The following is a 23,379-nucleotide window of genomic DNA, read 5'->3' on the forward strand; positions in this document are numbered from 1 at the left end:
CGCCACCTGCATGACCACGGCCTGCGGTCCCGCGGACGTGGCCGGCGACGGGCACCCGACGGCCCGATGCTCGGCTCACGACGTCCGTTCGCGCCGAACGAGCTTGCCTCGGCAAGCGAGGCGAAGCGCAGGACGCCGTGCGACCCCGGCCGCGCGGACCGCATCATCCCGGGTTGGCCGAAGGACTCGGGGGCGTGCGGGCATCGGGGCCGGCGTGGTCGGGTAAAGTACCCGCATGTACCTCGAGTACTACAGCCTGCGCGAACAACCGTTCGCGCCGACGCCCGAGCCGCGCTATGCGTTTCTCACGCCGCGCTGGCGCGATCTGCTGACGCATCTGCAGCATCTGCTGAGTGGGCGCGGCGGCGGCGAGCTGGTCGAGCTCACGGGCGAGGCGGGCACCGGCAAGACGCTGCTCTGGCGCTTGCTGCTGGCGCAGTTGCCCGAGCACGTTCGCGTGGCCTGCGTCCTGCAACCGCGGCTGTCGCCGGAGGAGCTGATCGAGACGATCTGCGAGCAGCTCGGCGTCGATATCGCCGGCCGCCGCGACAGCTCGAAGGCGATGACGGACGCGCTCAGCACCTACCTGCTGGACGCCTATGCCCAGGGCCAGCGCGTGCTGCTGGTGATCGACGAGGCGCAGGACCTGCCGTTCCCGACCCTGGAGCAGATCCGCCTGCTGACCAATCTCGAGACGCCGAGCCAGCGGCTGTTGCAAGTGATCCTGATCGGCCAGCCGGCGCTGCGCCGCCTGCTCGCGCAGCCCGAGGCCGGCCAGCTGGGGCAGCGCGTGACCGCGCGCTACCAGTTGCAACCGCTGGACGTGCACGAGACCGCGGCCTATGTCCGCCATCGCATGATGGTGGCCGGGGCGACGCGCGTGCCCTTCACCCGCCTCGGCTTGCGCGCCTTGCATCATCACGGCCGCGGCGTGCCGCGCTCGATCAACCTGATCGCCGACCGCGCGCTCGCGGCGGCCGCCGCAGACCGCGCGACGGAAATCGGCGAGCGTCTGGTCGGACGCGCGGCACAGGAATCGCTGCCGGGCCACCTGCGCTACGTGCTGCGCCGTTATGGCCTCTGGATCGCGCTGGCCCTTCTGCTGGCCTCGGCACTGTGGCTGCCCGCCATGCGCGAACCGGAATCCGCGCCGCCGCCGCTCGGGCCGACCGCCGCCGAGAGCGACGTCGAGCGCGCGCTCGCCACGCTGCGCGCGCAGTGGCCGGACGCGCGCAGCAGCCAGCTACAGGCGTGGAGCGAGCTGCTGGCGCGCTGGCAGGTCGGATCGGGCGATGTCGGCGTCGAGGACGCGGCGCGCTGCGATGCGGTGATCTTCCCCGGCTTCGATTGCGTCGGCGGCAGCGCCAGCCTCGAGCAACTGCAGCGTTTCGACCGACCGCTGATCCTGCAATTGGATCGCGGCGACGGCGCGCGCGACGCCGTGCTGCTCGGCGTCGGCCGCAGGCAGGTGCGCCTGCGGCTGGGCAGCCGCGAGTTGCAGTTGCCGCGCGCGGCGCTGGACCGCATCTGGCACGGCCGCTTCCTGGCGCCGTTCCGGGTGCCGCCCGAGGTGCCGCAGGTCCTGCGCCGCGGCGATGCGGGCGCCGGCGTCGCCTGGGTGCAGGGGCAGCTCGCGCGTCTCGAACCCGCGGCGGCGCCGCCGCGCGGCCCGGCCTATTTCGATGCCGCACTGGAGGCGCGCGTGCGCAAGCTGCAAACGGCCTACGGCATTCGCGCCGACGGCGTGGTGGGGCCGGAGACGCTGTTCGCGCTGGCGGCGCTGGGCGAGGACGGCCCGCACCTCGCGCGCGATGTCCCGTAGGCGGCACGGGGCCATCCGGCATGTTCGTCCACGTCGAGTCCCGCCGCCGTCCGCGCCTGCGTTGGGCCACGCCGCTGCTGGTGACGACGTGCGTGGTCGGTTTCCTGTGGCTGGCGCTGTCGCCCCCGTCCGACCGGATCGCCTTCGTTGCCCGCTGGGGCACGGTGCCCGCGCGCTTGTTCGATGCGGGTGCGCCGCTGTGGGATCAGCTCACGGAGTTGCCGGCGCTGCGCCTGCTGACGGCGTTGTTCATCCACGTCGACTGGCTGCATCTCGCCGGCAACCTGCTGTTCCTGATGATCTTCGGCCTCTCCGCCGAACGCGCGCTCGGCTCGCGGCGATTCCTGTTGCTGTTCCTGCTCGGCGGCGTCTGGGCAAACCTGGTCGGCGCGTTGACGCTGGCCAGCACGCGCGCGCCGATCATCGGCTGCAGCGGCGCCGTCTCCGCCGTGGTGGGCGCCTACCTCGCCCTGTTTCCGCGTGCGCGCCTGGGCCTGGTGCTGCCCCTGGGGGTCTACCTCGAGTTCGTGCGCGTGCCGGCGGCGCTGTTGATCGGCCTGTGGGTGCTGCTGCAACTGCTGTTCACCTACATCGGCCCGAGCTTCGGCGCGGTGGTGTGGTGGGCGCACATCGCCGGCTTCCTGTTCGGCGTCGCCTTCGCCTGGGTCTCGCGCGAAGCGGTGGCGCGGCGGGCGCGCGGCTGAACACTTCCGCGACAGCGCCCGGCACGCGACAATAGGCGCATGCCAGCGAAGAAGCTCTACAAGGTCACGTTCCTCGCCCAAGGCAAGAGCTACGAACTGTACGCGCGCCACGTCGCCAGCAGCAGCCTGTGGGGATTCACCGAGGTCGCCGATCTGGCGTTCGAGGAGGGCGCGACGCGGGTGGTCGACCCCACCGAGGAACGCCTGCGCGAGGAGTTCAAGGACACCCGGGCCCTGCATCTGCCGATGCAGGCCATCGTGCGCATCGAGGAGGTCGATCGCCGCGGCACGTCGACCATCCGCGATGCCGCCAGCGGAGAGAAGATCACGCCGTTCCCGCTGCCGCCGCGCGCCACCTGATCCCGTTTTCATTCATATACATGAATGAAAGCTGAATAAAACTGCCCCTCCGCGTTCAGCGCGGATGCTTAGTCTTGGCGCTGTGCACAAGCGCGCAACTGGCGCAAATGACAGGGGCTGCACAATGAAGAAAAACACCGACGCGGATGATGCGCGCGATGCCAGCCTGCGCGTGGCGCGCCGCGTGCGCGACAGCCTGAAGGCCGCCGCCGCGATGATGGGGCGGCCGCTCTATGACGTCACCAACGAGGCCATCACCCATTACCTCGCCGGCCTGAAGCTGGCCGACCCGCTGCAGGGGGCGCGCAACAGCGTCAAGGCCGCGGCGCGCACGCCGCGCAAGCACGAGTGACGTTCAGGCGGCGGCGCCGGCCCAGTCCGAACCGGTGACCTCCAGCAGCCGGCGCGCGTGCGGCGTCGGCCCGACCTCGCGCAGCAGCCGCGGCACGTCCAGGCCTTCCTCGCGCAGCTTGGCCGCGCGCCTGCGGATATAGGCGGCCATCGCCTGCGCGCTGAACTCGGGATGGAACTGCGTGCTGAAGGCGCGTTCGCCGTAGCGCAGCATCTGGTGCGGGTCGCGCGCCGAGCGCGCCAGGACGCGGGCGCCGGCGGGCGGCTCCAGCACGCTCTGTTCGTGCGTCGTGTGCGCGCGGAACACCGGCGGCAGGGCGCGCGCCAGCGGATCGTCCGCCGCCCCGGGCAGCAGTTCGAGGCGCTGCGTGCCGATCTCGCGTCCGCCCGGCAGCCAGTCGACGCGGCCGCCGAGCGCATGCGCCATCAGCTGGTGGCCGTAGCAGACGCCGAGCAGGGGCAGGGCCGCGTCCATGGCGTCGCGGATCCAGCCGGCCGTGCGCTCGCTCCACGGCAGGCGCTCGGTGACCATCGCCGCCGAGCCGGTGATCACCGCGCCGGCGCACATGCGCGGCGGCGGCAAGGCCTCGTCGCGATCCACGCGCACCACGCGCAGGCGGCGCGGGTGCACGCCGAGCGCGAGACGGAACCAGTGGGGGAAATCGCCGAGACGGGCGCAGATGGGTTCGGGCGCGGAGCCCGTTTGCACGATCAGCAGGGGTTTCATGGGGCGCCGATGCTACGCGAACCGAAGGCGCGCGCCGTGAACCGACGCTCAACGCGGCTCACTCGGTCGGCGGCAGCACCGTCAGCACTTCGGCCACGGTGGTGACGCCGCGCGCCACCTGCGCCGCCGCGGACAGCTTCAGCGGGCGCATGCCCTCGGCCAGCGCCGCAGCGCTGAACGCGCCGAGGTCAAGCTGCGCGCTCAACATGCCGCGCAGCCGCGGCGACAGCGGCATCATCTCGTACACGCCGGTGCGGCCGAGGAAGCCGGTGTTGCGGCACTCCAGGCAGCCGACCGGCGCGAACATGCGCAGCGGCGGCGGCACGTCGAAGCCGTGGGTGAGCACGCGCCAGCCGTCGGCGTCCACCTCCGCCTCGGTCTTGCAGTGCGGGCAGAGCGTGCGCACCAGGCGCTGCGCCACCACGCCGGTCAGCGTCGACTGGATCAGGTAGTGCGGCACGCCCAGGTCGAGCAGGCGCGTGACCGCGCTGGGCGCGTCGTTGGTGTGCAGCGTGGACAGCACCAGGTGGCCGGTCAGCGAGGCCTGCACCGCCATCTGCGCGGTCTCGAGGTCGCGGATCTCGCCGACCATGATGATGTCGGGATCCTGGCGCAGCAGGGTGCGCACGCCGGTGGCGAAGTCGAGATCGATCGCCGGCTGCACCTGCATCTGGTTGAACTCGGGGCTGACCATCTCGATCGGGTCTTCCACCGTGCACACGTTCAGCTCGGGCCGCGCCAGGTGCTTCAGCGTGGAATACAGGGTGGTGGTCTTGCCGGAGCCGGTGGGGCCGGTGACCAGCACGATGCCGTGCGGCCGCTCGACCATCGCGCGCCAGAGCGCCTCTTCGTGCGGCGCGAAGCCGAGCTGGGCGAACTGCTTGACCACGATGTCCGGGTCGAAGATGCGCATCACCACCTTCTCGCCGAAGGCGGTGGGCATGGTGCTGAGGCGCAGCTCCACCTCGCGGCCGCCGGCCGAGCGCGTCTTGATGCGGCCGTCTTGCGGACGCCGCTTCTCGGCGACGTCCATGCGGCCGAGGATCTTGATGCGCGCCGTCACCGCGGTCATCACCGGCGGCGGCAGCTCGAACACCTTGTGCATCACGCCGTCGATGCGGAATCGGATCTGCCCGGCTTCACGGCGCGGTTCGAGGTGGATGTCGGAGGCGCGCTGCTCGAACGCGTACTGCAACAGCCAGTCGACGATGTGCACGACGTGGCGGTCGTCGGCGCCCAGCTCGCCGGCCTTGCCGAGCTCGATCAATTGTTCGAAGTTGAGGATCGCCGCGGCGGCGTCCTCGCCCTTGGCGTCCTTGGCGAGCTGAATCGAGCGCTGTACGCCGTAGAACTCCAGCAGGTAGCGGTTGACGTCCAGCGGATTGGCGACGACCAGGCGGATCTCGCGCCTCAGCATGTGGCTCAGGTCCGCTAGCCAGCGCCGCTCGAACGGCTCGGCGGTGGCGAACACCACCTCGCCGGCGCCGGCCTGCACCGGCAGGATGCGGTGGCGCTGCGCGTAGGCGTGGCTGACCGCCTGGGTGACGGCGGCCACGTCGATCTTCATCGGGTCGATCTTGAGGTAAGGCAGTTCGGCCTTCTCGGCCAGCCACTGCGTCAGCACTTCGAGGCTGAGCGGCTTTTCGGGATCGCGGGCATTCGGCAGCTTGGCGTTGGCCAGCACCACCAGCGGATGCAGCTCGACCGCCGAGCGGCCGGCGCGCGCGCCGACGCGCACGCGCTTGGCGTCCTCGGCGGCAAGGTAGCCGTCGACGATCAACGCGGCCAGCACCTCGTCGAGTTCCAGCCGGCCGCGGCGGCCGAGCGTCTGGCTGGCGACGGGATGCGGATGTACGGCCATGGCGCGGCGTCCCCCTGCGGGCTGCCGGTATACTAGCGCGCTTCGTGTCGAGGCCACTGCGAACCATGTCCGCACCGACCTTCCAGGAGCTGATCCAGACCCTGAACCGCTACTGGGCGGAGCAGGGCTGCGTGCTGATCCAGCCGCTCGACACCGAGGTCGGCGCCGGCACCTTCCATCCGGCCACCTTCCTGCGCGCGCTGGGCCCGGAGCCGTGGGCCGCGGCCTACGTGCAGCCCTGCCGCCGCCCCACCGACGGCCGCTACGGCGAGAACCCCAACCGCCTGCAGCACTACTACCAGTACCAGGTGGTGATGAAGCCGAACCCGGACGACATCCAGGAGCGCTACATCGGCTCGCTGAAGGCGCTCGGCATCGATCCGCTGGTGCACGACCTGCGCTTCGTCGAGGACAACTGGGAATCGCCGACGCTGGGCGCCTGGGGTCTCGGCTGGGAGGTGTGGCTGAACGGCATGGAGGTGACGCAGTTCACCTACTTCCAGCAGGCCGGCGGCCTGGAATGCCGGCCGGTGACCGGCGAGATCACCTACGGCCTCGAGCGCCTGTGCATGTACCTGCAGAACGTCGACAACGTGTTCGACCTGGTGTGGACGCGCGCGCCGCACGGCGTGGTCACCTACGGCGACGTGTTCCACCAGAACGAGGTGGAGCAGAGCGCCTACAACTTCGAGCACGCCAACGTCGAGGTGCTGCTGCACTGGTTCGACGTCTGCGAGGGCGAGGCGATGAAGCTGGTCGGGGCCGGCCTGCCGCTGCCCGCCTACGAGCAGGTGTGCAAGGCCAGCCATGCGTTCAACCTGCTGGACGCGCGCCGTGCGATCAGCGTCACCGAGCGTCAGCGCTACATCCTGCGCGTGCGCACGCTGGCGCGCGCCGTCGCCGAGGCCTACCACGCGCAGCGCGAGAAGCTCGGCTTTCCCGGCCTGAAGCGCACGGAGGCGGTCCATGGCTGAGCGCACGGAGATCGACGGCAAGCCGCTGCTGATCGAGATCGGCACCGAGGAGCTGCCGATCCACGCCATCGACGAACTCGCCCGGGCGTTCGCCGACGGCGTGCTGCGCGGCCTGCAGGGCCGCCAGATCGACATCGGCCAGCGCGTCGGCGACCGCGAACCGCGCGTCTACTGCACGCCGCGCCGCCTGGCGGTCTACCTGCCTTGGGTCGCGGCCACGCAACCGACGCAGCGCGCGGAGGTGCTGGGCCCGGCGGTGAGCGTCGGCCTCGATGCCAACGGGCAACCGACGCCGGCGCTGCAGGGCTTCGCCGCGCGCAACGGCGTCGAGGTCGCGCAGCTCGAGCGCATCGCCACCGACAAGGGCGAACGCTTCGTCTGCCGCAGCGTCAAGCCCGGGCAGCCGACTGCGGCGCTGCTGCCGGAGATCGTCGCCGAGGCGCTGCAGGCACTGCCGATCCCGAAGCCGATGCGCTGGGGCGCGCATGCCCATGCCTTCGTGCGCCCCGCGCACTGGCTGGTGATGCTGCACGGCGACCAGGTGGTCGAGGGCGAGGTGCTCGGCCTCAAGGCCGACCGCATGAGCCGCGGCCATCGCTTCCACGCGCCGAAGCCGCTGTGGATCACCGACGCCGGCGCCTGGCTGCAGGCGCTGCGCGACGCCAAGGTGCTGGCCGATCCGGTCGAGCGCCGCGAGCGCGTGCGCGCCGAGGTCGAGCGCGTCGCCGCCGCGCTCGGCGGCACGCCCAGCCTGCCGGCGGCGCTGCTGGACGAGATCGCCAACCTCACCGAGTGGCCGGTGGCGATCGGCTGCGCCTTCGAGCGCGAGTTCCTCGCCGTGCCGCAGGAGGCGCTGGTGATGACGATGGAGACGAACCAGAAGTTCGTCCCGCTGTTCGACGCCGAGGGCCGGCTGAGCGAGCGCTTCATCGGCGTCGCCAACATCGACAGCAAGGACGCCGCGCAGATCCGCCGCGGCTACGAGCGCGTGATCCGCCCGCGCTTCGCCGACGCCAGGTTCTTCTTCGACGAAGACCGGAAGACGCCGCTGGCCGACTACCGCGAGGCGCTGCGTTCGGTCACCTACCAGCAGGCGCTGGGCAGCGTGTGGGACAAGTGCGCGCGCGTGGCGGAGCTCGCGCGCGGCATCGCCAACCGCCTGCGCGACCAGGGCCTCGCCATCGACACCGCGCAGGCCGTGCGCGCCGCCGAGCTGTCGAAGTGCGACCTGCTGACGCGCATGGTCGGCGAATTCCCCGAGCTGCAGGGCGTGATGGGTCGCTACTACGCCGCCGCGCACGGCGAGCCCGCCGAGGTGGCGCAGGCGCTGGACGAGTTCTACATGCCGCGCCAGGCCGGCGACGGCATCGCGCGCGGCGCCGTCGGCCGCGCGCTGGCGGTGGCCGAGCGCCTCGACACCCTGGCCGGCATCTTCGCCGTCGGCCTGAAACCGTCGGGCAACAAGGATCCTTTTGCGCTGCGCCGCGCCGCGTTGGGGCTGGCGCGCACGCTGATCGAGGGCGGCCTCGAGCTCGACCTGCGCGCGCATCTCGTCGAGGCGCTGGAACTGATCCCGGAAACAGCCTTCGCCGCCGGCCTCAGGCCGGGCAAGGACGGCAAGGCGCCGGCGCTGGACGTCGGCGCGCGGCGGCGGGAACTGGCGGAAGAGATCTACCTGTTCGTACGCGAACGCCTGCGCGGCTACTACCTCGAGCAAGGTTTCGGCGCCGAACAGTTCGAGGCGGTCGCCGCGCTCGACGACGAGCCGTTCGCACTGGCGAGCCTGCTCGACTTCGACCGTCGCCTGCGTGCGGTGGCCGAGTTCGGCAAGCTGCCGGAAGCGGCGGCGCTCGCCGCCGCCAACAAGCGCGTGGCCAACATCCTGCGCAAGGAACAAGAGCGCGGCGCCTACGCGCAGGGCGAGATAGCCATGGGTGTCGATCCCGACCTCCTGCGCGAGCCTGCCGAACAGGCGCTGTGGTCGGCGCTGGAAGCGGCGCGCGGCGATGCCGTGACGATCATGCGCGAACGCCGCGACTACGCCGCCGCGCTGGCGCGCCTGGCTGCCTTGCAGGCGCCGATCGACCGCTTCTTCGACGAAGTGATGGTGGTCGCGGAAGACCTCGCCGTGCGCGCCAACCGCCTGGCGCTGCTGGCGCACATCCGCGCGCTGTTCAACGCGGTCGCCGACATCGCGCGGCTGTGAATGCGGGCGCGGGATTGACGCCGCGTCGAGCATTCATTACGGTCGGCGCCGGCCGTGACCGCAGCAGGTGTGGACGCGGAGGTTCCGCCGGTGCGGCAGGCCGGGCCTGGGGCGCATGCGTCCGGAGGTCGTCTTGGGGAGGGGAGCGCGGCCGACGGCGCGGGGGCGTCGTCGGCTTTTTTCTGCGGGCGACCCGAGCGCTTGGGCTTCCGCTTGCCCTAGCATGTTGCGGACATGAACCTGATCCAGCGCCAGTGGGCGCGCGCTGAACGCTACATCGCCGAGGGCCAGCTGCCCGCTGCACGCGCCGCGCTGGAAACCTTGCTGCGCGAGGCGCCGGGACAAGTGCAGGCGCGCCTGCTCCTGTCCAGCGTGCTGCTCGGCCAGGGGCGCCTGCGCGAGGCCTGCGCGCAACTGCTGGCCGCCGCCGAGGCGCTGCCCGGCGACGCCGAGACGATCTGCACGGTGGCGCACTGCCTGCTGCGCGTCGGCGAGACGGTGGCGGCGCGCGCCTGCCTCGAACATCCCGAGATCGCGCGCACCCGCTCCGGTCCGACGCTGGCGCGACTGGCGCACGTTCGGCAGGCGCTCGGCGAGCACGAGGCTTCGCTGGCGCTGATGGACCGCGCCGCGGCCCACGGCTTCGACAATCCCGACTTCCGCTATTTCCGCAGCCTGCAACTGCAGTTCAACGGCCGCGTGCGCGAGGCCGAGGAGGAACTGGAAGCCTGCCTGCGGCTCGGCCCCACCTTCGGCCGTGCGTCGCTGACGCTGGCGCGCATGCGCAAGCAGACCGCCGAGCACAATCATCTCGACTACATCGCCGCGCAACTGCAGCGCGTCGAGCCGGGCAGCGAGGACCACGCCGCGTTCGAGTTCGCCCGCTTCAAGGAGCTGGACGACCTGGGCCGGCACGACGAGGCCTGGTTGGCGCTGGCGCGCGGCAACGCGCTGATGTACGCGCGCCAGCAGCACGATCCCGAGCACGAGCGCGCGCTGTTCGACGGCATCGCCGCGCGCTGCACGCCGGCATTCCTGCGGGCCACCGCGGCGCGCATGGAAGGGCCGACGCCGATCTTCATCGTCGGCCTGCCGCGCACCGGCACCACGTTGCTGGAGCGCATCCTCGGCAACCACTCGCAGGTCGCGTCCGCGGGCGAATTGCCCGATTTCCCGCGCCAGTTGCGTTGGGCGACCGACTGCCACGGTGGCAGCCTGATCGACTTCGGGGTGATCGAGCGCGCGCGCGACGCGGACTACGCCGAACTCGGGCGGCGTTACCTCGCGCAAACGCAGTGGCGCGCGCAAGGGCGGCGCTTCTACGTGGACAAGCTGCCGCCGAACTACATGCTGGCCGGCTTCATCCATCGCGCGCTGCCGCAGGCGCCGATCCTGCACATGACGCGCGCGCCGATGGACGTCTGCTTCTCCAACTGGAAGGCCCTGTTCGGCGATGCCTACGCCTACAGCTACGACCTCGACGCGCTGGCCGCGCACTACGGCCACTACCGCCGCCTGATGCGGCACTGGCACGACGCCATGCCCGGCGCGTTGCTGGACGTTTCCTACGCCGAGCTGGTGCAGGATCCCGAGGCGGTCGCACGCAAGGTGCTGGAGTTCTGCGGCCTGCCCTACGAGGACGGCTGCGTCGAGGTCACCCGCAACCGCGGCCCGGTGGCCACGCTCAGCAGCGCGCAGGTGCGCGAGCCGATCCACACCCGCAGTCTGGGGGAATGGCGACGCTACGAGAGGCGGCTCGCACCGCTGCGCAAAGGCCTGGGGAACTGGGCGGCATGAGTCGCGCGAGCGGTCGTCGCGCGGCCGGGATGCGCGGCCCGTCGCGGCCGCAGAAACCGATCAGCCGGGTCGGTCGGAGCGAAAAAAGGGGCTGGCTCGCGCCAGCCCCCTGAATGTCCTGCCGTCTGCGGCGGCGCTATTGCTTGCCGGCGCCGAAGCGCACATCGAACTCCAGCCACACCGCGCGACCGAAGCCGTTGTAGTTGAAGCGGTTGTAGTACGGCCAGGAGGTCCAGGACGGGTCACGCGGCGGCTTCGAGTCCTTGATGTTGTTGACGATCAGGGCGATCGAGGCGTCGTCCGTCACGTTGTACTTCACGCTGCCGTTGTAGACCATGTACGGCCCCACCGTTCCGCCGCCCGGCGTGGCGTAACCGGTCGGATTGACCTGGGCGGTGAAGTTGGGCGTGGCGCCGTAACGGATTCCGACCAAGGTGGTCGTCCACTTGCCGATTTCCCAGATCACCGCGCCCTGGAAGATGTTCTTGAACTCGGACGAGAAGAACGGATTGCGCAGCAGGTCGATTTCCGGATCTTCCGGGAACTGCCGGTAGCGGTGATCCAGCGTCACGTTGTACGCGCCGGAGAAGGTGAAGTCGCCGTAGCGGCCGGCGCTCAGCTTGTAGTCGAGGCCGGCGGTGATGCCGTCGATGCGCTCCTTCGAGATGTTGATCGGATTGGTCTTGACCAACGTGATCTTGTCGGGGTTCGGCGCACCGGCGCCGGCGCGCACGACGCGCGACAACGCGTCCTGGCACAGCGGCGAATTGATGTCGAGCTGCCCGGTGCGGCAGGCCGATTCCGTGCGCAGCAGCTGATCGAGGCTGAGGTCGCTGACCTCGTTGTCGATCTTGATGCTGTAGTAGTCGGCGTGGATGTTGAAATCCGACGTCGGTGACCAGACTACGCCGTAGCCCCACGACTTGGCGGTGATCGACTTCAGGTCGGGGTTGCCGCTTCGATTGCCGAACACCTGCTCGTTGTTGAAGGTGCACTGGTCGATCGGCACATTGCCTTGCTTCGTGGCGCACTGGAAGTAATCCACCACGCTGGTGAAGAAGCCGCTGGTGCCGGCGAACACGTAGGCCATGTCCGGCGCCTTGAACGCGGTCGCGTAGTTGGCGCGGAACAGCAGCGACTCGACGGGACGGAACTCCAGGCCCAGCTTGTAGGTGGCCTTGTTGTCGGAGCCGCCGCCCTTGTTCTTGTAATCGTCGTAACGGGCGGACAGGTCCGCCGTCAGCATGCTGAAGATCGGCACCTTGAGCTCGGCCGCGGCGGCGTAGTAGTCGCGCTTGCCGCTGCCCTGGGTGCCGGTCAGGCCCCAGAAGTCGCCGTTGACCACGCGCGGATCGGTGGGGTTGTCCCAGTACTGGTTGCCCGCCTGCACCAGGCCGGCGAAGCCGACCGCGCCCGCCGGCAGCTCGAACAAGTTGGTGTTGTTGACCTGCAGGTTGACGTTTTGGGTATAGGTCTTCGACGGGCTGTCGATCAAGCCCTGGAAGCTCAGGTACTCCTGCGGCGTGATCGGCTTGTAGAAGTTCTGCACGTTCGGCGCGTAGATCGGATAACCGTAGTACGTGCCGAGCTGCGGTCCCAGGAACTTGTCCTGGAAGAATTTCTCGACGGCGCCCTTCAGCGGCCACAACTGCTTGTCGGTGAGCTTGTACTCCGAGCGCGCGTAGTAGGCGTCATAGCCCCAGTCCGAGCTGCCGAAGTTGCCGCGGATGCCCGCGTTCGCGTAGTAGGAGCGGTTCAGCAGGCGCTCGCTGTTGGTGTCGAGCCCGCCCGTCTCTTCCGGCGCGAAGATGTGCTGGAACAGGTCGAAGGTGCCCGTATTGGCGTTGACGATGTAACCGCCCGTGTCGATCGAACTCTGCCAGAAGCGCGAACCGGAGTTGAAGCGGACGCTGCTGACGTTGTACAGCACGTCGCCGTAAAGCTCGGCGTTGTCGTTGAGCTGATAGCGGCCGCTCAGGTAGCCGCTGGCGGAGCGGTTCTTGTTCAGCAGCGAGGTATAGCCGACTTCCTGGCGGCTGCCGCAGTAGTAGCCGCGGCCGGGGCGGAAGTCGCGCTGGGTGGTGCCGCCGAACAGCGAGGACACGCCGTCGCAGCCGCCGACCTCGGTGTTGGGATCGATGTAGCGGAGGCCGCGGCCGTTGAAGAAGCCGTGGATGTAGACGCGCGAGCCGAAACGCCCGTTCGGGTTCGGGTTGTCGTTGGTCGAATCGGCGAAATCGCGCTGGAACGCCCAGATCGGCCGCTGCTCGCTGAGCTGCAGACCGTAGGTCAGATCGAACTTGCCCCAATTCTGGCCGCCGGTGATCTGCAGCCGCTGGTTCTGGCCGCCGCCCTGGCTGTAGCCGCCCATGCGGTAGACCAGTTCCGTGCCGTCGATGTGCTGCTTGAGCACGATGTTGATGACGCCCGCGATGGCGCTGGAGCCATAGATCGACGACTGGTTGCCCGGCAGGATGTCGATGTGGTCGACCATGCCGACGGGGACGCTGCTCAGGTCGGTGAAGTTGGCCTGGCCGTTGTAGAGCAGCGGATAGTCGGCCAGCGGGTGGCCGTTGATCAGGATCAGGGTGAAGTCCGGCGACAGGCCGAGCAGGCTGACCGTGTTGGCGCCCGGCGTGAAGCCGTTGGTGAACTGGCTGTCCTGGACCGCGCCGGTCGAAAGAGGCTGCGCACGCAGCGCGTCATAAACGTTGGCGAAGCCCTTCTTGTTCAGGTCGTCCGCGGTGATCGTAACGACGGGCGATGCGGTCTCGATTTGCGCTTGCGGAATCAGCGAACCGGTAACCGTGACCCTCTGCAGCTCCTTGGCTTCTTTCTTGGCGCTTTGATCCTGGTTTGCGGCGGTATCGGTGGCGCCCGCGTCCTGGGCGCGCGCGACGTCCGTCCACGCGGACAAGGCCAGCGTGGCGCAGATCGCCGTCGCCAATAGCTTTCGATTCATGTCTTGAATCCCCCAACTTGAAGAAATGCGCACATGCCGCCTCCCACCAGGCGAGCGCATGGCCCCATGGCCATCGGAACGGCATGAACCCCAGTGCGACGCCGATGCGAAGGCGGCGCCGCGGAACGCCAGGCCCGTGCAGGTCCCCAGCCTGGCGGCCCGACGATAAGCCACATTCCGCGTAGCAGCAACTGTCATCGGATTCTGTTAACGGGCTCGCGGCTCGGCAGCAAACGGCGTGCTGGCCGCCGTTGCGGGGCGGATGCGCGGAACGCTCGCGGTGTCCGCGCCGTCCCGCGCCGCGGCCTGGCGCGGGCCGTCGGTCCCGCCTGCCGCCGCCCGGCGGCCCGTGGGCGGCGTGTGACGAACCGTGCCGCGGCGGCGTTATGTGAAATTGCGCGATCGCCTGCCACCATCGTCGGCTTTCACTGGGGACCGGTTGCCGCTATCCTTCGGCATTTACAGCTGTTCGGGCGGCGTTTACGCCCTTTTGACGCGACTTGCGGTTTCCTGCGGTCAGCCATCTGAGAGGACCATCCATGCGTACCATTGCCCTGCCGCTGCTGGCGGCGGCTCTCTTTGCCGCCGGTTGCAGCAGTTCCCAATCACCGCAGGACCAGGCGCCGAACGGCGCCGGCCAGGCGGCCATCACCGCCGTGACCGGCACCGTCACGTTGCGCGACGCGGGCGCCAAGGTGTCGCCGCAGGCGCGCCTCGAGCTCGCGCTGGTCGACGTGTCGCAGAAGCCGATCCGCACGGTGGCGTCCAAGACCATCGAGCCGGTCGGCTCGCTGCCGCTGTCGTTCAAGCTGGATTTCAATCCGGCCGAGATCGTCGCGACGGATCTCTACGTCCTGCAGGCGGAGATGGTCGACGGCGAGCGCCACTACACCACGCCGCTGCAGTATCCGGTGCTGACCAAGGGCCAGCCGGCCCAGGTGGCCGTGCAGATGGTGGCCGAGGCCACGCCGGCCGAGAAGATGCTGGATGCCTACAAGCAGGTGAAGAACCGCCTCGGCGGCATGAAGATCGAGCAGGGCACGGCCCTGGGCGACACCGAGTCGCATGCCTGGCAGGTGTTCCGCGAGAAGGGCGAGGTGGTCTTCATCCGCCAGCGCGTCGATTACTTCGACAAGGGCGCCACCAGCACCGACATCGCCTACCAGGACGGCAAGCCCTGGGTGGTGATCCAGCAGAAGATGGCGCACCAGGGCGAGAAGCCCTCGGCGATCGACCGCGCCGGCTGGGACGACCAGGGCGCCCTGGTACTGAAGGAGCGCGTCGAGGGCGGCAAGACCACGGAGCTGCCGGAGGCCGCCGCCAAGGCGCTGTACGACGACGCGGCGGCGCTGTTCAACCGCTTCGACAAGAAGAAGTAACCGTTCGCGCTTCCCCCCACGAAAAGGCCGTCCGCGCGGACGGCCTTTTCGTTTGCGCAGGGTGCGCGCCGCGGGGGCGCGCCGGCCGGCCTCAGAAGCTCATCTTCAGGCCGAGGTTCAGGCTGTCGTTGCGCTGGTTGCTGTCGCTGAAGCGGCCGCTGTAGCTGAAGTAGCCGGTGACGTTCGGGCCGAAGTCGGCCGACACGCCGAGGTCGGCGTTGATCCAGCTCGCGTCCGGCTTGTAGCCCGCCAGTTCGAAGCTGCCGTTCATCGTGCTGGAGCCGGCGCGCACCACGTACGGATCGGCGTTGCTCTCGTGCTCGAAGGCGACCGCGGCGTAGGGGCGCCAGGTCGAGCCGCCGGCCTGGAAGCTGCCCATCAGGTCCCAGCCGATGCGGCCGACCAGCGATTCGCGGTTCTGCCGCGCGAACCACATGCTGGAGCTGTCGCCGGCGCGTTCGCTGTAGGTGCCGACGCGCGCGTGCTGGTAGGCGACGCCGGCGAACGGGCCGGTCTCGACGCCGCCGAAGCGGAAGCGGTAGCCGCCGTTGACCTCGAATGCCGACTGCGAGCCCGGCGCCTCGCCGCTTTCCGTGCGGTGCAGCGGGCCGAGCTGGATGGAGCGGTCGATGTCGTTGTAGGCGAGGCTGCCGAAGGTGCCGATCGCGCCCACATAAGCCTGGCCGATGCGGTACAGGCCGTAGCCGGAGAACATCACGTCCTGCAGCTTGAAACCGCCGCCGCCGGCGAAGTCGGCGTTCTGGTTGGCGATGCTGAGCGCCATGCCGACCGACAGGCTGTCGGAAGCATGCGCGTCCGCGCCCACCGTCAGCGTGCTCTGGTGGGTGTCGAGCTTGGGCGAGGCGTCGGTCTGGTCGATGCGTTGGCGGTCGTAGTCGAAGCTGGCGAACCAGCGCAGGCCGTCGCCCTGGCGGTCGTAGTCGGCGAGCTGCTGGCGGCCGATCGCGCGCGCATGCGTGCGGTAGGCGGTCTGCGGCGCCTGCGCCAGCAGCGCGATCTGCTGCGGCGCGATGATCTCGGCGATCACGAACTGGCCCAGCATGGCGTGCGCGGCGGTGGTCGGGTGCACGCCGTCGGCGAACAGGTACTTCTGCGCGGCGTCGGCGGAAACCAGCGTCGCCGGCGTGCAGGTCAGCGAACTCGACGTGGTGCAGGCCGGCGCGGTGACGTTGGCGAAGCCGAAGGCGGCGGGGTTGGCGATCACCTCGCTGATCAGCTGGAAGGTGTTCACCGGGATGATGTTGAAGTCGCCGCCGCTCAGCGAGGCCAGGCCGTTGTTGAGCACCGTGTTGTAGGCGATCGACAGGCCGGTCAGGCTCTGGCTGGCGGCGGCGCCGCCGGCCAGGCCGGAAGGCGTCTTGCCGATGTCCGGCAGGTTGAACACCACCACGTAGCGGGCGCCGGCCTGGGCCATCTGGTTCAGCAGGGCGACCTCGGCCTGCGCCGCCGCCTGCGTGCCGGCCTGGGCCTGCGCCGCGGTCTCGGCGCCGAGCTGCGCCATGGTGGCGTGGAAGAAGATGTCGTTGGCGCCGCCCCAGACGCTGTACAGCGTCTTCGCGTCGGCCTTGCCGCCGGCCGCGGCGAGATAGAGCGCGAACTGCTGCGGCAGCAGCGGCACCGTCGCGGGCGTGCCCGGCGAGTTGTTGAGCAGGCCCGCGCCGCCAAAGGCGAAGTCGGTGCCGCCGGTCAGCGAAGGCGCCAGGGTGAAGCCGAAGTGGCTGGCGACATTCTCGATGGCGACGGTGCCGGGGTTGGTGGTGAAGCGCAGCGGCGGCTGGACCGACGGCGCGGTGGCCAGCGAGATGTTGCCGTCGTCGCTCAGGCTGTCGCCGATCACGACCACGTTGTCGAATGTGCCGGCCTGGGCGGCACCGGCGGCCAGGGCCAGCGCGACGGCGCCGGCGAGGATGCGGATACGCGGCATGCTGCAGACTCCTTCCTGTTCTTTGGATCGGGGACGGGCCGCGCGCGGCGGCGGGGCTTGCGGTACGCGCTCCCCCTGCACGCGCCGCTGACCGGTTACGGTAATCCAATCCATACCGCGCCGCATGCTGCAGCGCTGCAAACCGTCCGCGGCGATCAGCGCTTCAGCGCCTTGGCGAAGGCGTCGGCCAGCGCGCTGTTGGCGGGAGCGGCGGCGGGCTTCGGCGCCGGCCGCGGACCCGTCGGGCGGCCACGATCGCGACCCTCGGGGCGCGGCCCGCCCGCGGCGGGCCGGCCGCCGCGCGCCTCGCCGGGGGTGTCGTCGAGGCGCATGCTGAGCGCGATGCGCTGGCGCGCCAGGTCGATCTCCAGCACCTTCACCTTGACGATGTCGCCGGCCTTGACCGCGTCGCGCGGATCCTTGACGAAGCTGTGCGACAGCGCGGAGACGTGCACCAGGCCGTCCTGATGCACGCCGATGTCGACGAAGGCGCCGAACGCGGCGACGTTGGTGACGCGGCCTTCCAGCACCATGCCGGGCCTGAGGTCCTTCAGGTCCTCCACGCCCTCGGCGAACGAAGGCGTGACGAACTCCGGGCGCGGGTCGCGGCCGGGTTTCTCCAGCTCCTTGAGGATGTCGCGCACGGTCGGCACGCCGAAGCGCTCGTCGGTGAACTGCTCCGGCTTCAGCGTGCGCAGGAACGCGCCGTCGCCGATCAACTGCTTCACCTCGCGGCCGCAATGCCTGAGGATGCGCTCGACCACCGGATAGGCCTCGGGATGCACCGCGCTGGCGTCCAGCGGGTCGTCGCCGTGCGGGATGCGCAGGAAGCCGGCGGCCTGTTCGAACGCCTTCTCGCCGAGGCGCGGCACCTTCAGCAGGTCGCGGCGCCGGCGGAACGCGCCGTGCTCGTCGCGGTAGCGCACCACGTTCTCGGCGACGCCGGGCGAGAGGCCGGCGACGCGCGCCAGCAGCGGCGCGGACGCCGTGTTGACGTCGACGCCGACCGCGTTGACGCAGTCCTCGACGCGCGCGTCCAGCGCGCGCGCCAGCTTCGCCTGGTTGACGTCGTGCTGGTACTGGCCGACGCCGATCGCCTTCGGCTCGATCTTCACCAGTTCGGCCAGCGGATCCTGCAGGCGCCGCGCGATCGACACCGCGCCGCGCAGCGAGACGTCCAGCTGCGGGAATTCCTTCGCTGCCAGTTCGGACGCCGAATACACCGAGGCGCCGGCCTCGCTGACGACGATCTTGGCGAGCTTCAGCTCCGGGTGCCTGCGGATCACCTCGCCGGCCAGCTTGTCGGTCTCGCGCGAGGCGGTGCCGTTGCCGATCGCGATCAGGCGCACGTCGAACTGCTTGCAGGCCGCGGCCAGCGCGGCGACCGAGCGGTCCCATTCGTTGCGCGGCTCGTGCGGGTAGATGGTGCCGGCGTGCAGCAGCTTGCCGGTGGCGTCGACCACGGCGACCTTGACGCCGGTGCGGATGCCGGGGTCGAGGCCCATCACCGCCTTCGGCCCGGCCGGCGCGGCCAGCAGCAGGTCCTTCAGGTTGTCGCCGAACACGCGGATCGCCTCGTCCTCGGCGGCTTCGCGCGCGCGCGCGAACAGGTCGAGGGTGAGGTGCAGGTGCAGCTTGGCGCGCCAGGCGAGGCGCACGGTCTCGAGCAGCCAGGCGTCGGCGGCGCGGCCGCGCGCGGCGATGCCGGCGTGCGCGGCGACGCGGCCCTCGGCCTCGGCGTGGCCTTGTTCCGCGTCGGCGCCGGGCACGAGGTCGAGTTCCAGCACGCCCTCGTTGCGCGCGCGCAGCAGCGCCAGCAGGCGGTGCGAGGGGATCTTCGCGATCGGCTCGGCGTGGTCGAAGTAGTCGCGGAACTTGATGCCTTCCTGCTCCTTGCCCTCGATCACCCTGGCGCGGATCTGGCCCTTGGACCACAGCCAGTCGCGCAGCTCGCCGACCAGCGCGGCGTCTTCGGCGATCGTCTCCATCAGGATCGCGCGCGCGCCTTCCAGCGCGGCCCTGGCGTCGGCCACGCCCTTGCCGGCGTCGACGAACGCCGCGGCGCGCGCTTCCGGCGCGACCGTCGGATCCGCGCGCAGCGCCAGCGCCAGCGGCTCCAGCCCGGCCTCGCGCGCGATCTGCGCCTTGGTGCGGCGCTTCGGCTTGTACGGCAGGTAGAGGTCCTCGAGGCGTGCCTTGGTGTCGGCTTCGAGGATCTGCGCCTTCAGCGCGTCGGTCAGCTTGCCCTGCTCGCCGATGCTGGCGAGGATCGCTCCGCGGCGCTCCTCCAGCTCGCGCAGGTAGCGCAGGCGCTCCTCCAGCAGGCGCAGCTGCGTGTCGTCGAGGCCGCCGGTGGCCTCCTTGCGGTAGCGCGCGATGAACGGCACGGTGGCGCCGCCGTCGAGCAGTTCCACGGCGGCCTTCACCTGCGCCGGCTGCGCGGCGATGTCCTGGGCAATGCGTTGTTCGATCGTGAGCATCGGTCGTGCGAGAGCTGAGGAAGGGCGGCCGCGTGCGGTCCGGGGAACCGGCGATGGTAGCAAGACGTTCGCGGTGCGCGAATGCAGCGGGCGCCGTTAGACTGTCCGCGCCCGGGCAGGGGGCTGCATCGGGTGCGGGCCCGCAGGGCGGGCGCCGCCGTCACGAAGTGATCGACACAGGGAGCAAAGGGGATGAAAGCGGTCGTTCGAGTGCTGCTGGCGCTGTGCGCGCTGGGGATGTTGGCGGGGTGCGCCTCCGGCCTGATGACGAAAGCGGGAGCCATGCCCGCGCCGGCGTCGGGCAAGGCCATGGTGGTATTCATGCGTCCGTCGATGTTCGGCGGCGCGATCCAGTCGTCGGTCTACGACACGCACGGCACGCACAACACCTTCATCGGCATCGTCTCGGCGAAAACCAAGGTGGCCTACCAGGCCGATCCGGGCGACCACCTGTTCATGGTCATCGCCGAGAACGCGGACTTCATGAACGCCACGCTGGAGGCGGGCAAGACCTATTACGTTCTGGTCAAGCCGCGCGTCGGCGTGTGGAAGGCGCGTTTTTCGCTGATCCCGGTCCATAACGATCCGAAAGCCGAGTACTCGCTGCAGTCGAAGGACTTCACCGAGTGGCAGGCCGCGACGCAGTACGTGGTGAACTCGCCGGCGGCCGAGCAGTGGTATGCCGAGCACAGGGCCGACATCGAGGCCAAGCAGCAGGACTACATGAAGAAGTGGGAGGCGATGGATCCCGCGGACAAGGCCGTGCTGACCCTGCGCGCCGGGGACGGCACCTGAAGAGGTCGTTGCGCCGCCGGGCCCGCGTCGCGGCGGGCCCGGCTCGCCGCGATCGCGGCGCGTGCGCTGCGGGTTTCGGCCCGCCGCCGACGGACGCGCGGCCGGCGGCGCACCTCGCGCGCGGCGGTGGTCAGGCGGCGGCGCGGCGGCGCAGGTGCACCAGCAGCAGCGCGATCGCCGCCGGGGTGACGCCGCTGATGCGCGCGGCCTGGCCGACCGTCTGCGGCTGCACCTGCTTCAGCTTCGCCAGCACCTCGGCGGAAAGCCCGCGCACGGCGTCGTAGTCGAAATCGTCGGGGATGCGCGTCGATTCCTGGCGCCTGAGGCGCGCGATCTCGTCGCGCTGGCGCTCGAGGTAGCCGGCGTACTTGGCCTGCACCTCGACCTGGGCGGCGACGGCGTCGTCCTCGCAGCCGGGACCGATGCCGTCGACGCGCATCAGCGAGGCGTAGCCGAGTTCCGGGCGGCGCAGCAGGTCGAGCGCGCTGGTTTCGCGCGTCAGCGTCACGCCGAGGTCGCGCGCGATCGCCGCGCCCAGCGCGTTGCCCGGCGCCGCCCGCAGCGCCTTCAGGCGCCCGCTCTCGCGCTCCAACGCCTCGCGCTTGCGGCACAACGCGTCGTAGCGTTCCGGCGGCACCACGCCGAGCGCGTAACCCTGCTCGGTCAGGCGCAGGTCGGCGTTGTCCTCGCGCAGGTGCAGGCGGTATTCGGCGCGCGAGGTGAACATGCGGTACGGCTCGCGCGTGCCGTTGCTGACCAAATCGTCGATCAGCACGCCGATGTAGGCCTCGTCGCGGCGCGGCGTCCACGGCTCGCGACCGAGCGCCTGGCGCGCGGCGTTCAGGCCGGCGATCAGACCTTGGGCCGCGGCCTCCTCGTAGCCGGTGGTGCCGTTGATCTGGCCGGCGAAGAACAGCCCCGCGACGGCCTTGGTCTCCAACGAGGGCTTCAGGCCGCGCGGATCGAAATAGTCGTACTCGATGGCGTAGCCGGGGCGGGTGAGGTGCGCGCGCTCGAAACCGCGGATCGAGCGCACCAGCGCCACCTGCACGTCGTAGGGCAGCGAGGTGGAGATGCCGTTCGGATAGACCTCGATGCTGTCCAGCCCTTCCGGTTCGACGAATACCTGGTGGCAGTCCTTGTCGGCGAAGCGCACCACCTTGTCCTCGATCGAGGGGCAGTAGCGCGGGCCGACGCCCTCGATGCGGCCGGTGTACAGCGGCGAGCGGTCGAGCGCGCCGCGGATCAGCTCGTGGGTGCGCTCGGAGGTGTGCGTGATCCAGCAGCTCACCTGGCGCGGATGCTCCGCGCGCGTGCCGAGGAAGGAGAACACCGGCGCCGGGTCGTCGCCGGGCTGTTCCTGCATGACGGCGTAGTCGATGCTGCGGCCGTCGATGCGCGGCGGCGTGCCGGTCTTCAGGCGGTCGACGCGCAGGGGCAGTTCGCGCAGCCGCTGCGCCAGCGTGATCGCCGGCGCGTCGCCGGCGCGGCCGCCGGCGTACTGGCTGAAGCCGATGTGGATGCGACCGGCGAGGAAGGTGCCGGCGGTCAGCACCACGGTCGCGGCGCGGCAGGTCAGGCCCATCTGCGTCACCACGCCGGCGACGCGGTCGCCCTCGAGCAGCAGGTCGTCCACCCCCTGCTGGAACAGCGCGAGGTTCGGCTGGGTCTCCACCATGCGGCGGATCGCCGCCTTGTACAGCGCGCGGTCGGCCTGGCAGCGCGTGGCGCGCACGGCCGGCCCCTTGGAGGCATTCAGCGTGCGCCACTGGATGCCGGCGCGGTCGGCGGCGCGCGCCATCGCCCCGCCCAGCGCGTCGATCTCCTTGACCAGATGGCCCTTGCCGATGCCGCCGATGGCGGGATTGCAGCTCATCTGGCCGATGGTCTCGAGGTTGTGCGTCAGCAGCAGCGTGCGCGCGCCCGCGCGGGCCGCGGCCAGCGCCGCTTCGGTGCCGGCGTGGCCGCCGCCCACCACGATGACGTCGAAGGTCTGGTCGGGATGCATGGTCCGGAGCGTGAGGTTGCGATCGCGGGCGCGGCCACGCATTGTACCGGCGCGCCGGGGCGCGGCGGCTGGCACGGAATCTGCTTTATCGTCTCGTGCACTCCCACCGGCGCACGGCGTTTGCGAGCACGCCGATGACCGGAATCAGGGGCCGGTTGCGCGCCGGTGGGAGGACGCACCTCACGCCACCCCAGAACGATTCGCGTGGGAACGGAAAGAAGGACTGGCGCCCGGCGGTCTCAGGAACAGGGGGAATCCAGGATGACCATGTGCCGGGCGCCAGAACCGTAAAGACTGGCGCTGCGAGCCGCGCGGACCGCGCGGCTCTTTTTTTGCGCGGCCCGATCATCCCGGTTCGGACCCCAACGTACCGTGAACGGCATCAACAAATGACGTTCATTCGGCGGTGCCGCCGGCCGTCAGCTTGCGACGCTTCGGGTCAGGGCGGGGCGGGCGGGCGGCGCCCCACTGCGGAGCCCGCCGGGCCGGCGGCGCTGGCATGGGGCGTGCATGGATCACAGAGCCAGTGTGATGCACGGCACGGAGTCTCCCCATGAACGCCTCTGCAGCCATCAACCCCGACCCGCAGTTCCTGCGCCACGACCTGATCGTCGAAATGGCGCGCGTGGAAATGGCCATCGAGGACATCCGCGGCAACCGCCCCGTGGCGGAGCAGGGTGTCCTGCTGCCCGCCCTGGAGCAGCGCCGCACCCGCATTCGCGAAGCGCTCAGCCGCCTGCCGGCCTGAGCCCGGCGTCCCGCCCCCGGTCGTTCCCGACATCGCGGCCGCGTGACCGCGGCCGCCGCGACGGTCATCCGCGACTTGCCTACGGGCGTTGCCCCGCATCGGCCCTGCGCCGTTGCGGGGCCGGTGCGGTGCGCGGCGCGGCCTTCGGCGCCGGGCGCGCCGCCGGGGCGGCGCGCATCGCCATGCCGGCGGGCGGCCGCGCGCGCTCGTCGGGTTCGATCTCGCGGCTGCGCTGCGGCGGCGGGCGATCCGGCGGGCGG

17 protein-coding genes are annotated in these 23,379 nt (G+C 70.5%); 10 read left to right on the forward strand and 7 right to left on the reverse strand.

Annotation, left to right across the window (positions count from 1 at the left end; translation table 11 throughout):
- The first annotated feature begins 235 nt into the window (after positions 1-235).
- The 4 genes from MBSD_RS05335 (at position 236) to MBSD_RS05350 (ending at position 3,238) form a co-directional block, all read left to right on the forward strand.
- Positions 236-1,822, forward strand: a complete 1,587-nt coding sequence (locus tag MBSD_RS05335; RefSeq protein WP_062535777.1) for an ExeA family protein — start codon at positions 236-238, stop codon at positions 1,820-1,822.
- Between the two features lie 20 nt (positions 1,823-1,842).
- Entirely contained in the window at positions 1,843-2,526 is a 684-nt protein-coding gene (locus tag MBSD_RS05340; protein ID WP_062535779.1) for a rhomboid family intramembrane serine protease, read from the forward strand.
- A 39-nt stretch (positions 2,527-2,565) separates the two neighbouring features.
- Positions 2,566-2,886 carry a DUF1820 family protein gene (locus tag MBSD_RS05345; RefSeq protein ID WP_062535781.1) on the forward strand — a complete coding sequence of 107 codons (321 nt, stop codon included), beginning with the start codon at positions 2,566-2,568 and terminating at the stop codon, positions 2,884-2,886.
- Positions 2,887-3,010: 124 nt separating this feature from the next.
- On the forward strand, positions 3,011-3,238 hold the full coding sequence (locus tag MBSD_RS05350; protein WP_062535783.1) for a hypothetical protein: 228 nt from the start codon (positions 3,011-3,013) through the stop codon (positions 3,236-3,238).
- 3 nt (positions 3,239-3,241) lie between these two features.
- Here MBSD_RS05350 and MBSD_RS05355 read toward each other — a convergent pair whose 3' ends face one another.
- Positions 3,242-3,964: a glutamine amidotransferase gene (locus tag MBSD_RS05355; protein WP_062535784.1), complete on the reverse strand. Its 723-nt coding sequence runs from the start codon at positions 3,962-3,964 to the stop codon at positions 3,242-3,244.
- Between the two features lie 58 nt (positions 3,965-4,022).
- A complete protein-coding gene (gene tfpB / locus MBSD_RS05360) occupies positions 4,023-5,825 on the reverse strand; it encodes a type IV pilus assembly ATPase TfpB (protein ID WP_062535786.1) in 1,803 nt (600 codons plus the stop codon).
- Between the two features lie 65 nt (positions 5,826-5,890).
- Between tfpB and glyQ the strand changes: the two genes are divergently transcribed.
- From glyQ to MBSD_RS05375, 3 genes are all read left to right on the forward strand, one after another.
- A complete protein-coding gene (glyQ, locus tag MBSD_RS05365; protein WP_062535788.1) occupies positions 5,891-6,799 on the forward strand; it encodes a glycine--tRNA ligase subunit alpha in 909 nt (302 codons plus the stop codon).
- Positions 6,792-9,005, forward strand: a complete 2,214-nt coding sequence (gene glyS, locus MBSD_RS05370) for a glycine--tRNA ligase subunit beta (protein ID WP_062535790.1) — start codon at positions 6,792-6,794, stop codon at positions 9,003-9,005. Before glyQ ends, glyS begins: the two co-directional genes overlap by 8 nt.
- A gap of 234 nt (positions 9,006-9,239) precedes the next feature.
- Positions 9,240-10,802 (forward strand): sulfotransferase family protein, encoded by a 1,563-nt coding sequence (locus MBSD_RS05375; protein WP_062535793.1) that lies wholly within the window; start codon positions 9,240-9,242, stop codon positions 10,800-10,802.
- Positions 10,803-10,938: 136 nt separating this feature from the next.
- Here MBSD_RS05375 and MBSD_RS05380 read toward each other — a convergent pair whose 3' ends face one another.
- Positions 10,939-13,764, reverse strand: coding sequence for a TonB-dependent receptor plug domain-containing protein (locus MBSD_RS05380; RefSeq protein WP_062535795.1), 2,826 nt, complete (start codon positions 13,762-13,764; stop codon positions 10,939-10,941).
- Between the two features lie 539 nt (positions 13,765-14,303).
- Here MBSD_RS05380 and MBSD_RS05385 point away from each other — a divergent pair.
- The gene (locus MBSD_RS05385; RefSeq protein WP_062535797.1) at positions 14,304-15,143 is read left to right on the forward strand and encodes a YbaY family lipoprotein; all 840 of its coding nucleotides are present in this window, start codon (positions 14,304-14,306) and stop codon (positions 15,141-15,143) included.
- Positions 15,144-15,234: 91 nt separating this feature from the next.
- On the opposite strand, the gene MBSD_RS05390 is transcribed toward MBSD_RS05385, so the two are convergent.
- Together MBSD_RS05390 and MBSD_RS05395 are read right to left on the reverse strand one after the other, a co-directional pair.
- Complete coding sequence (locus MBSD_RS05390) at positions 15,235-17,088, reverse strand: autotransporter outer membrane beta-barrel domain-containing protein (protein ID WP_062535799.1); 1,854 nt, start codon at positions 17,086-17,088, stop codon at positions 15,235-15,237.
- 155 nt (positions 17,089-17,243) lie between these two features.
- Positions 17,244-19,568: a Tex family protein gene (locus tag MBSD_RS05395; protein WP_062535801.1), complete on the reverse strand. Its 2,325-nt coding sequence runs from the start codon at positions 19,566-19,568 to the stop codon at positions 17,244-17,246.
- A 192-nt stretch (positions 19,569-19,760) separates the two neighbouring features.
- Here MBSD_RS05395 and MBSD_RS05400 point away from each other — a divergent pair, with 192 nt between their 5' ends.
- Positions 19,761-20,363: a hypothetical protein gene (locus tag MBSD_RS05400; protein ID WP_148667812.1), complete on the forward strand. Its 603-nt coding sequence runs from the start codon at positions 19,761-19,763 to the stop codon at positions 20,361-20,363.
- A 130-nt stretch (positions 20,364-20,493) separates the two neighbouring features.
- Here MBSD_RS05400 and mnmG read toward each other — a convergent pair whose 3' ends face one another.
- The gene (mnmG, locus tag MBSD_RS05405) at positions 20,494-22,371 is read right to left on the reverse strand and encodes a tRNA uridine-5-carboxymethylaminomethyl(34) synthesis enzyme MnmG (RefSeq protein WP_062535807.1); all 1,878 of its coding nucleotides are present in this window, start codon (positions 22,369-22,371) and stop codon (positions 20,494-20,496) included.
- 553 nt (positions 22,372-22,924) lie between these two features.
- Here mnmG and MBSD_RS05410 point away from each other — a divergent pair.
- The gene (locus tag MBSD_RS05410; protein WP_062535805.1) at positions 22,925-23,119 is read left to right on the forward strand and encodes a hypothetical protein; all 195 of its coding nucleotides are present in this window, start codon (positions 22,925-22,927) and stop codon (positions 23,117-23,119) included.
- A 79-nt stretch (positions 23,120-23,198) separates the two neighbouring features.
- Here the strand turns inward: MBSD_RS05410 and MBSD_RS15725 are convergent.
- Positions 23,199-23,379: hypothetical protein (locus MBSD_RS15725; protein WP_237071752.1), on the reverse strand; the 181-nt coding region annotated here is incomplete at its 5' end.

It is taken from the genome of Mizugakiibacter sediminis, assembly GCF_000953855.2.
Taxonomy (GTDB): domain Bacteria; phylum Pseudomonadota; class Gammaproteobacteria; order Xanthomonadales; family Rhodanobacteraceae; genus Mizugakiibacter; species Mizugakiibacter sediminis.

Coding starts and splice junctions, on each gene's coding strand:
- glyQ (WP_062535788.1), top strand. CDS start 5,891: ATGTCCGCACCGACCTTCCAGGAGCTGATCCAGACCCTGAACCGCTAC.
- MBSD_RS05355 (WP_062535784.1), bottom strand. CDS start 3,964: ATGAAACCCCTGCTGATCGTGCAAACGGGCTCCGCGCCCGAACCCATC.
- MBSD_RS05390 (WP_062535799.1), bottom strand. CDS start 17,088: ATGCCGCGTATCCGCATCCTCGCCGGCGCCGTCGCGCTGGCCCTGGCC.
- MBSD_RS05375 (WP_062535793.1), top strand. CDS start 9,240: ATGAACCTGATCCAGCGCCAGTGGGCGCGCGCTGAACGCTACATCGCC.
- MBSD_RS05410 (WP_062535805.1), top strand. CDS start 22,925: ATGAACGCCTCTGCAGCCATCAACCCCGACCCGCAGTTCCTGCGCCAC.
- MBSD_RS05395 (WP_062535801.1), bottom strand. CDS start 19,568: ATGCTCACGATCGAACAACGCATTGCCCAGGACATCGCCGCGCAGCCG.
- MBSD_RS05350 (WP_062535783.1), top strand. CDS start 3,011: ATGAAGAAAAACACCGACGCGGATGATGCGCGCGATGCCAGCCTGCGC.
- tfpB (WP_062535786.1), bottom strand. CDS start 5,825: ATGGCCGTACATCCGCATCCCGTCGCCAGCCAGACGCTCGGCCGCCGC.
- glyS (WP_062535790.1), top strand. CDS start 6,792: ATGGCTGAGCGCACGGAGATCGACGGCAAGCCGCTGCTGATCGAGATC.
- MBSD_RS05335 (WP_062535777.1), top strand. CDS start 236: ATGTACCTCGAGTACTACAGCCTGCGCGAACAACCGTTCGCGCCGACG.
- MBSD_RS05345 (WP_062535781.1), top strand. CDS start 2,566: ATGCCAGCGAAGAAGCTCTACAAGGTCACGTTCCTCGCCCAAGGCAAG.
- MBSD_RS05385 (WP_062535797.1), top strand. CDS start 14,304: ATGCGTACCATTGCCCTGCCGCTGCTGGCGGCGGCTCTCTTTGCCGCC.
- mnmG (WP_062535807.1), bottom strand. CDS start 22,371: ATGCATCCCGACCAGACCTTCGACGTCATCGTGGTGGGCGGCGGCCAC.
- MBSD_RS05340 (WP_062535779.1), top strand. CDS start 1,843: ATGTTCGTCCACGTCGAGTCCCGCCGCCGTCCGCGCCTGCGTTGGGCC.
- MBSD_RS05380 (WP_062535795.1), bottom strand. CDS start 13,764: ATGAATCGAAAGCTATTGGCGACGGCGATCTGCGCCACGCTGGCCTTG.
- MBSD_RS05400 (WP_148667812.1), top strand. CDS start 19,761: ATGAAAGCGGTCGTTCGAGTGCTGCTGGCGCTGTGCGCGCTGGGGATG.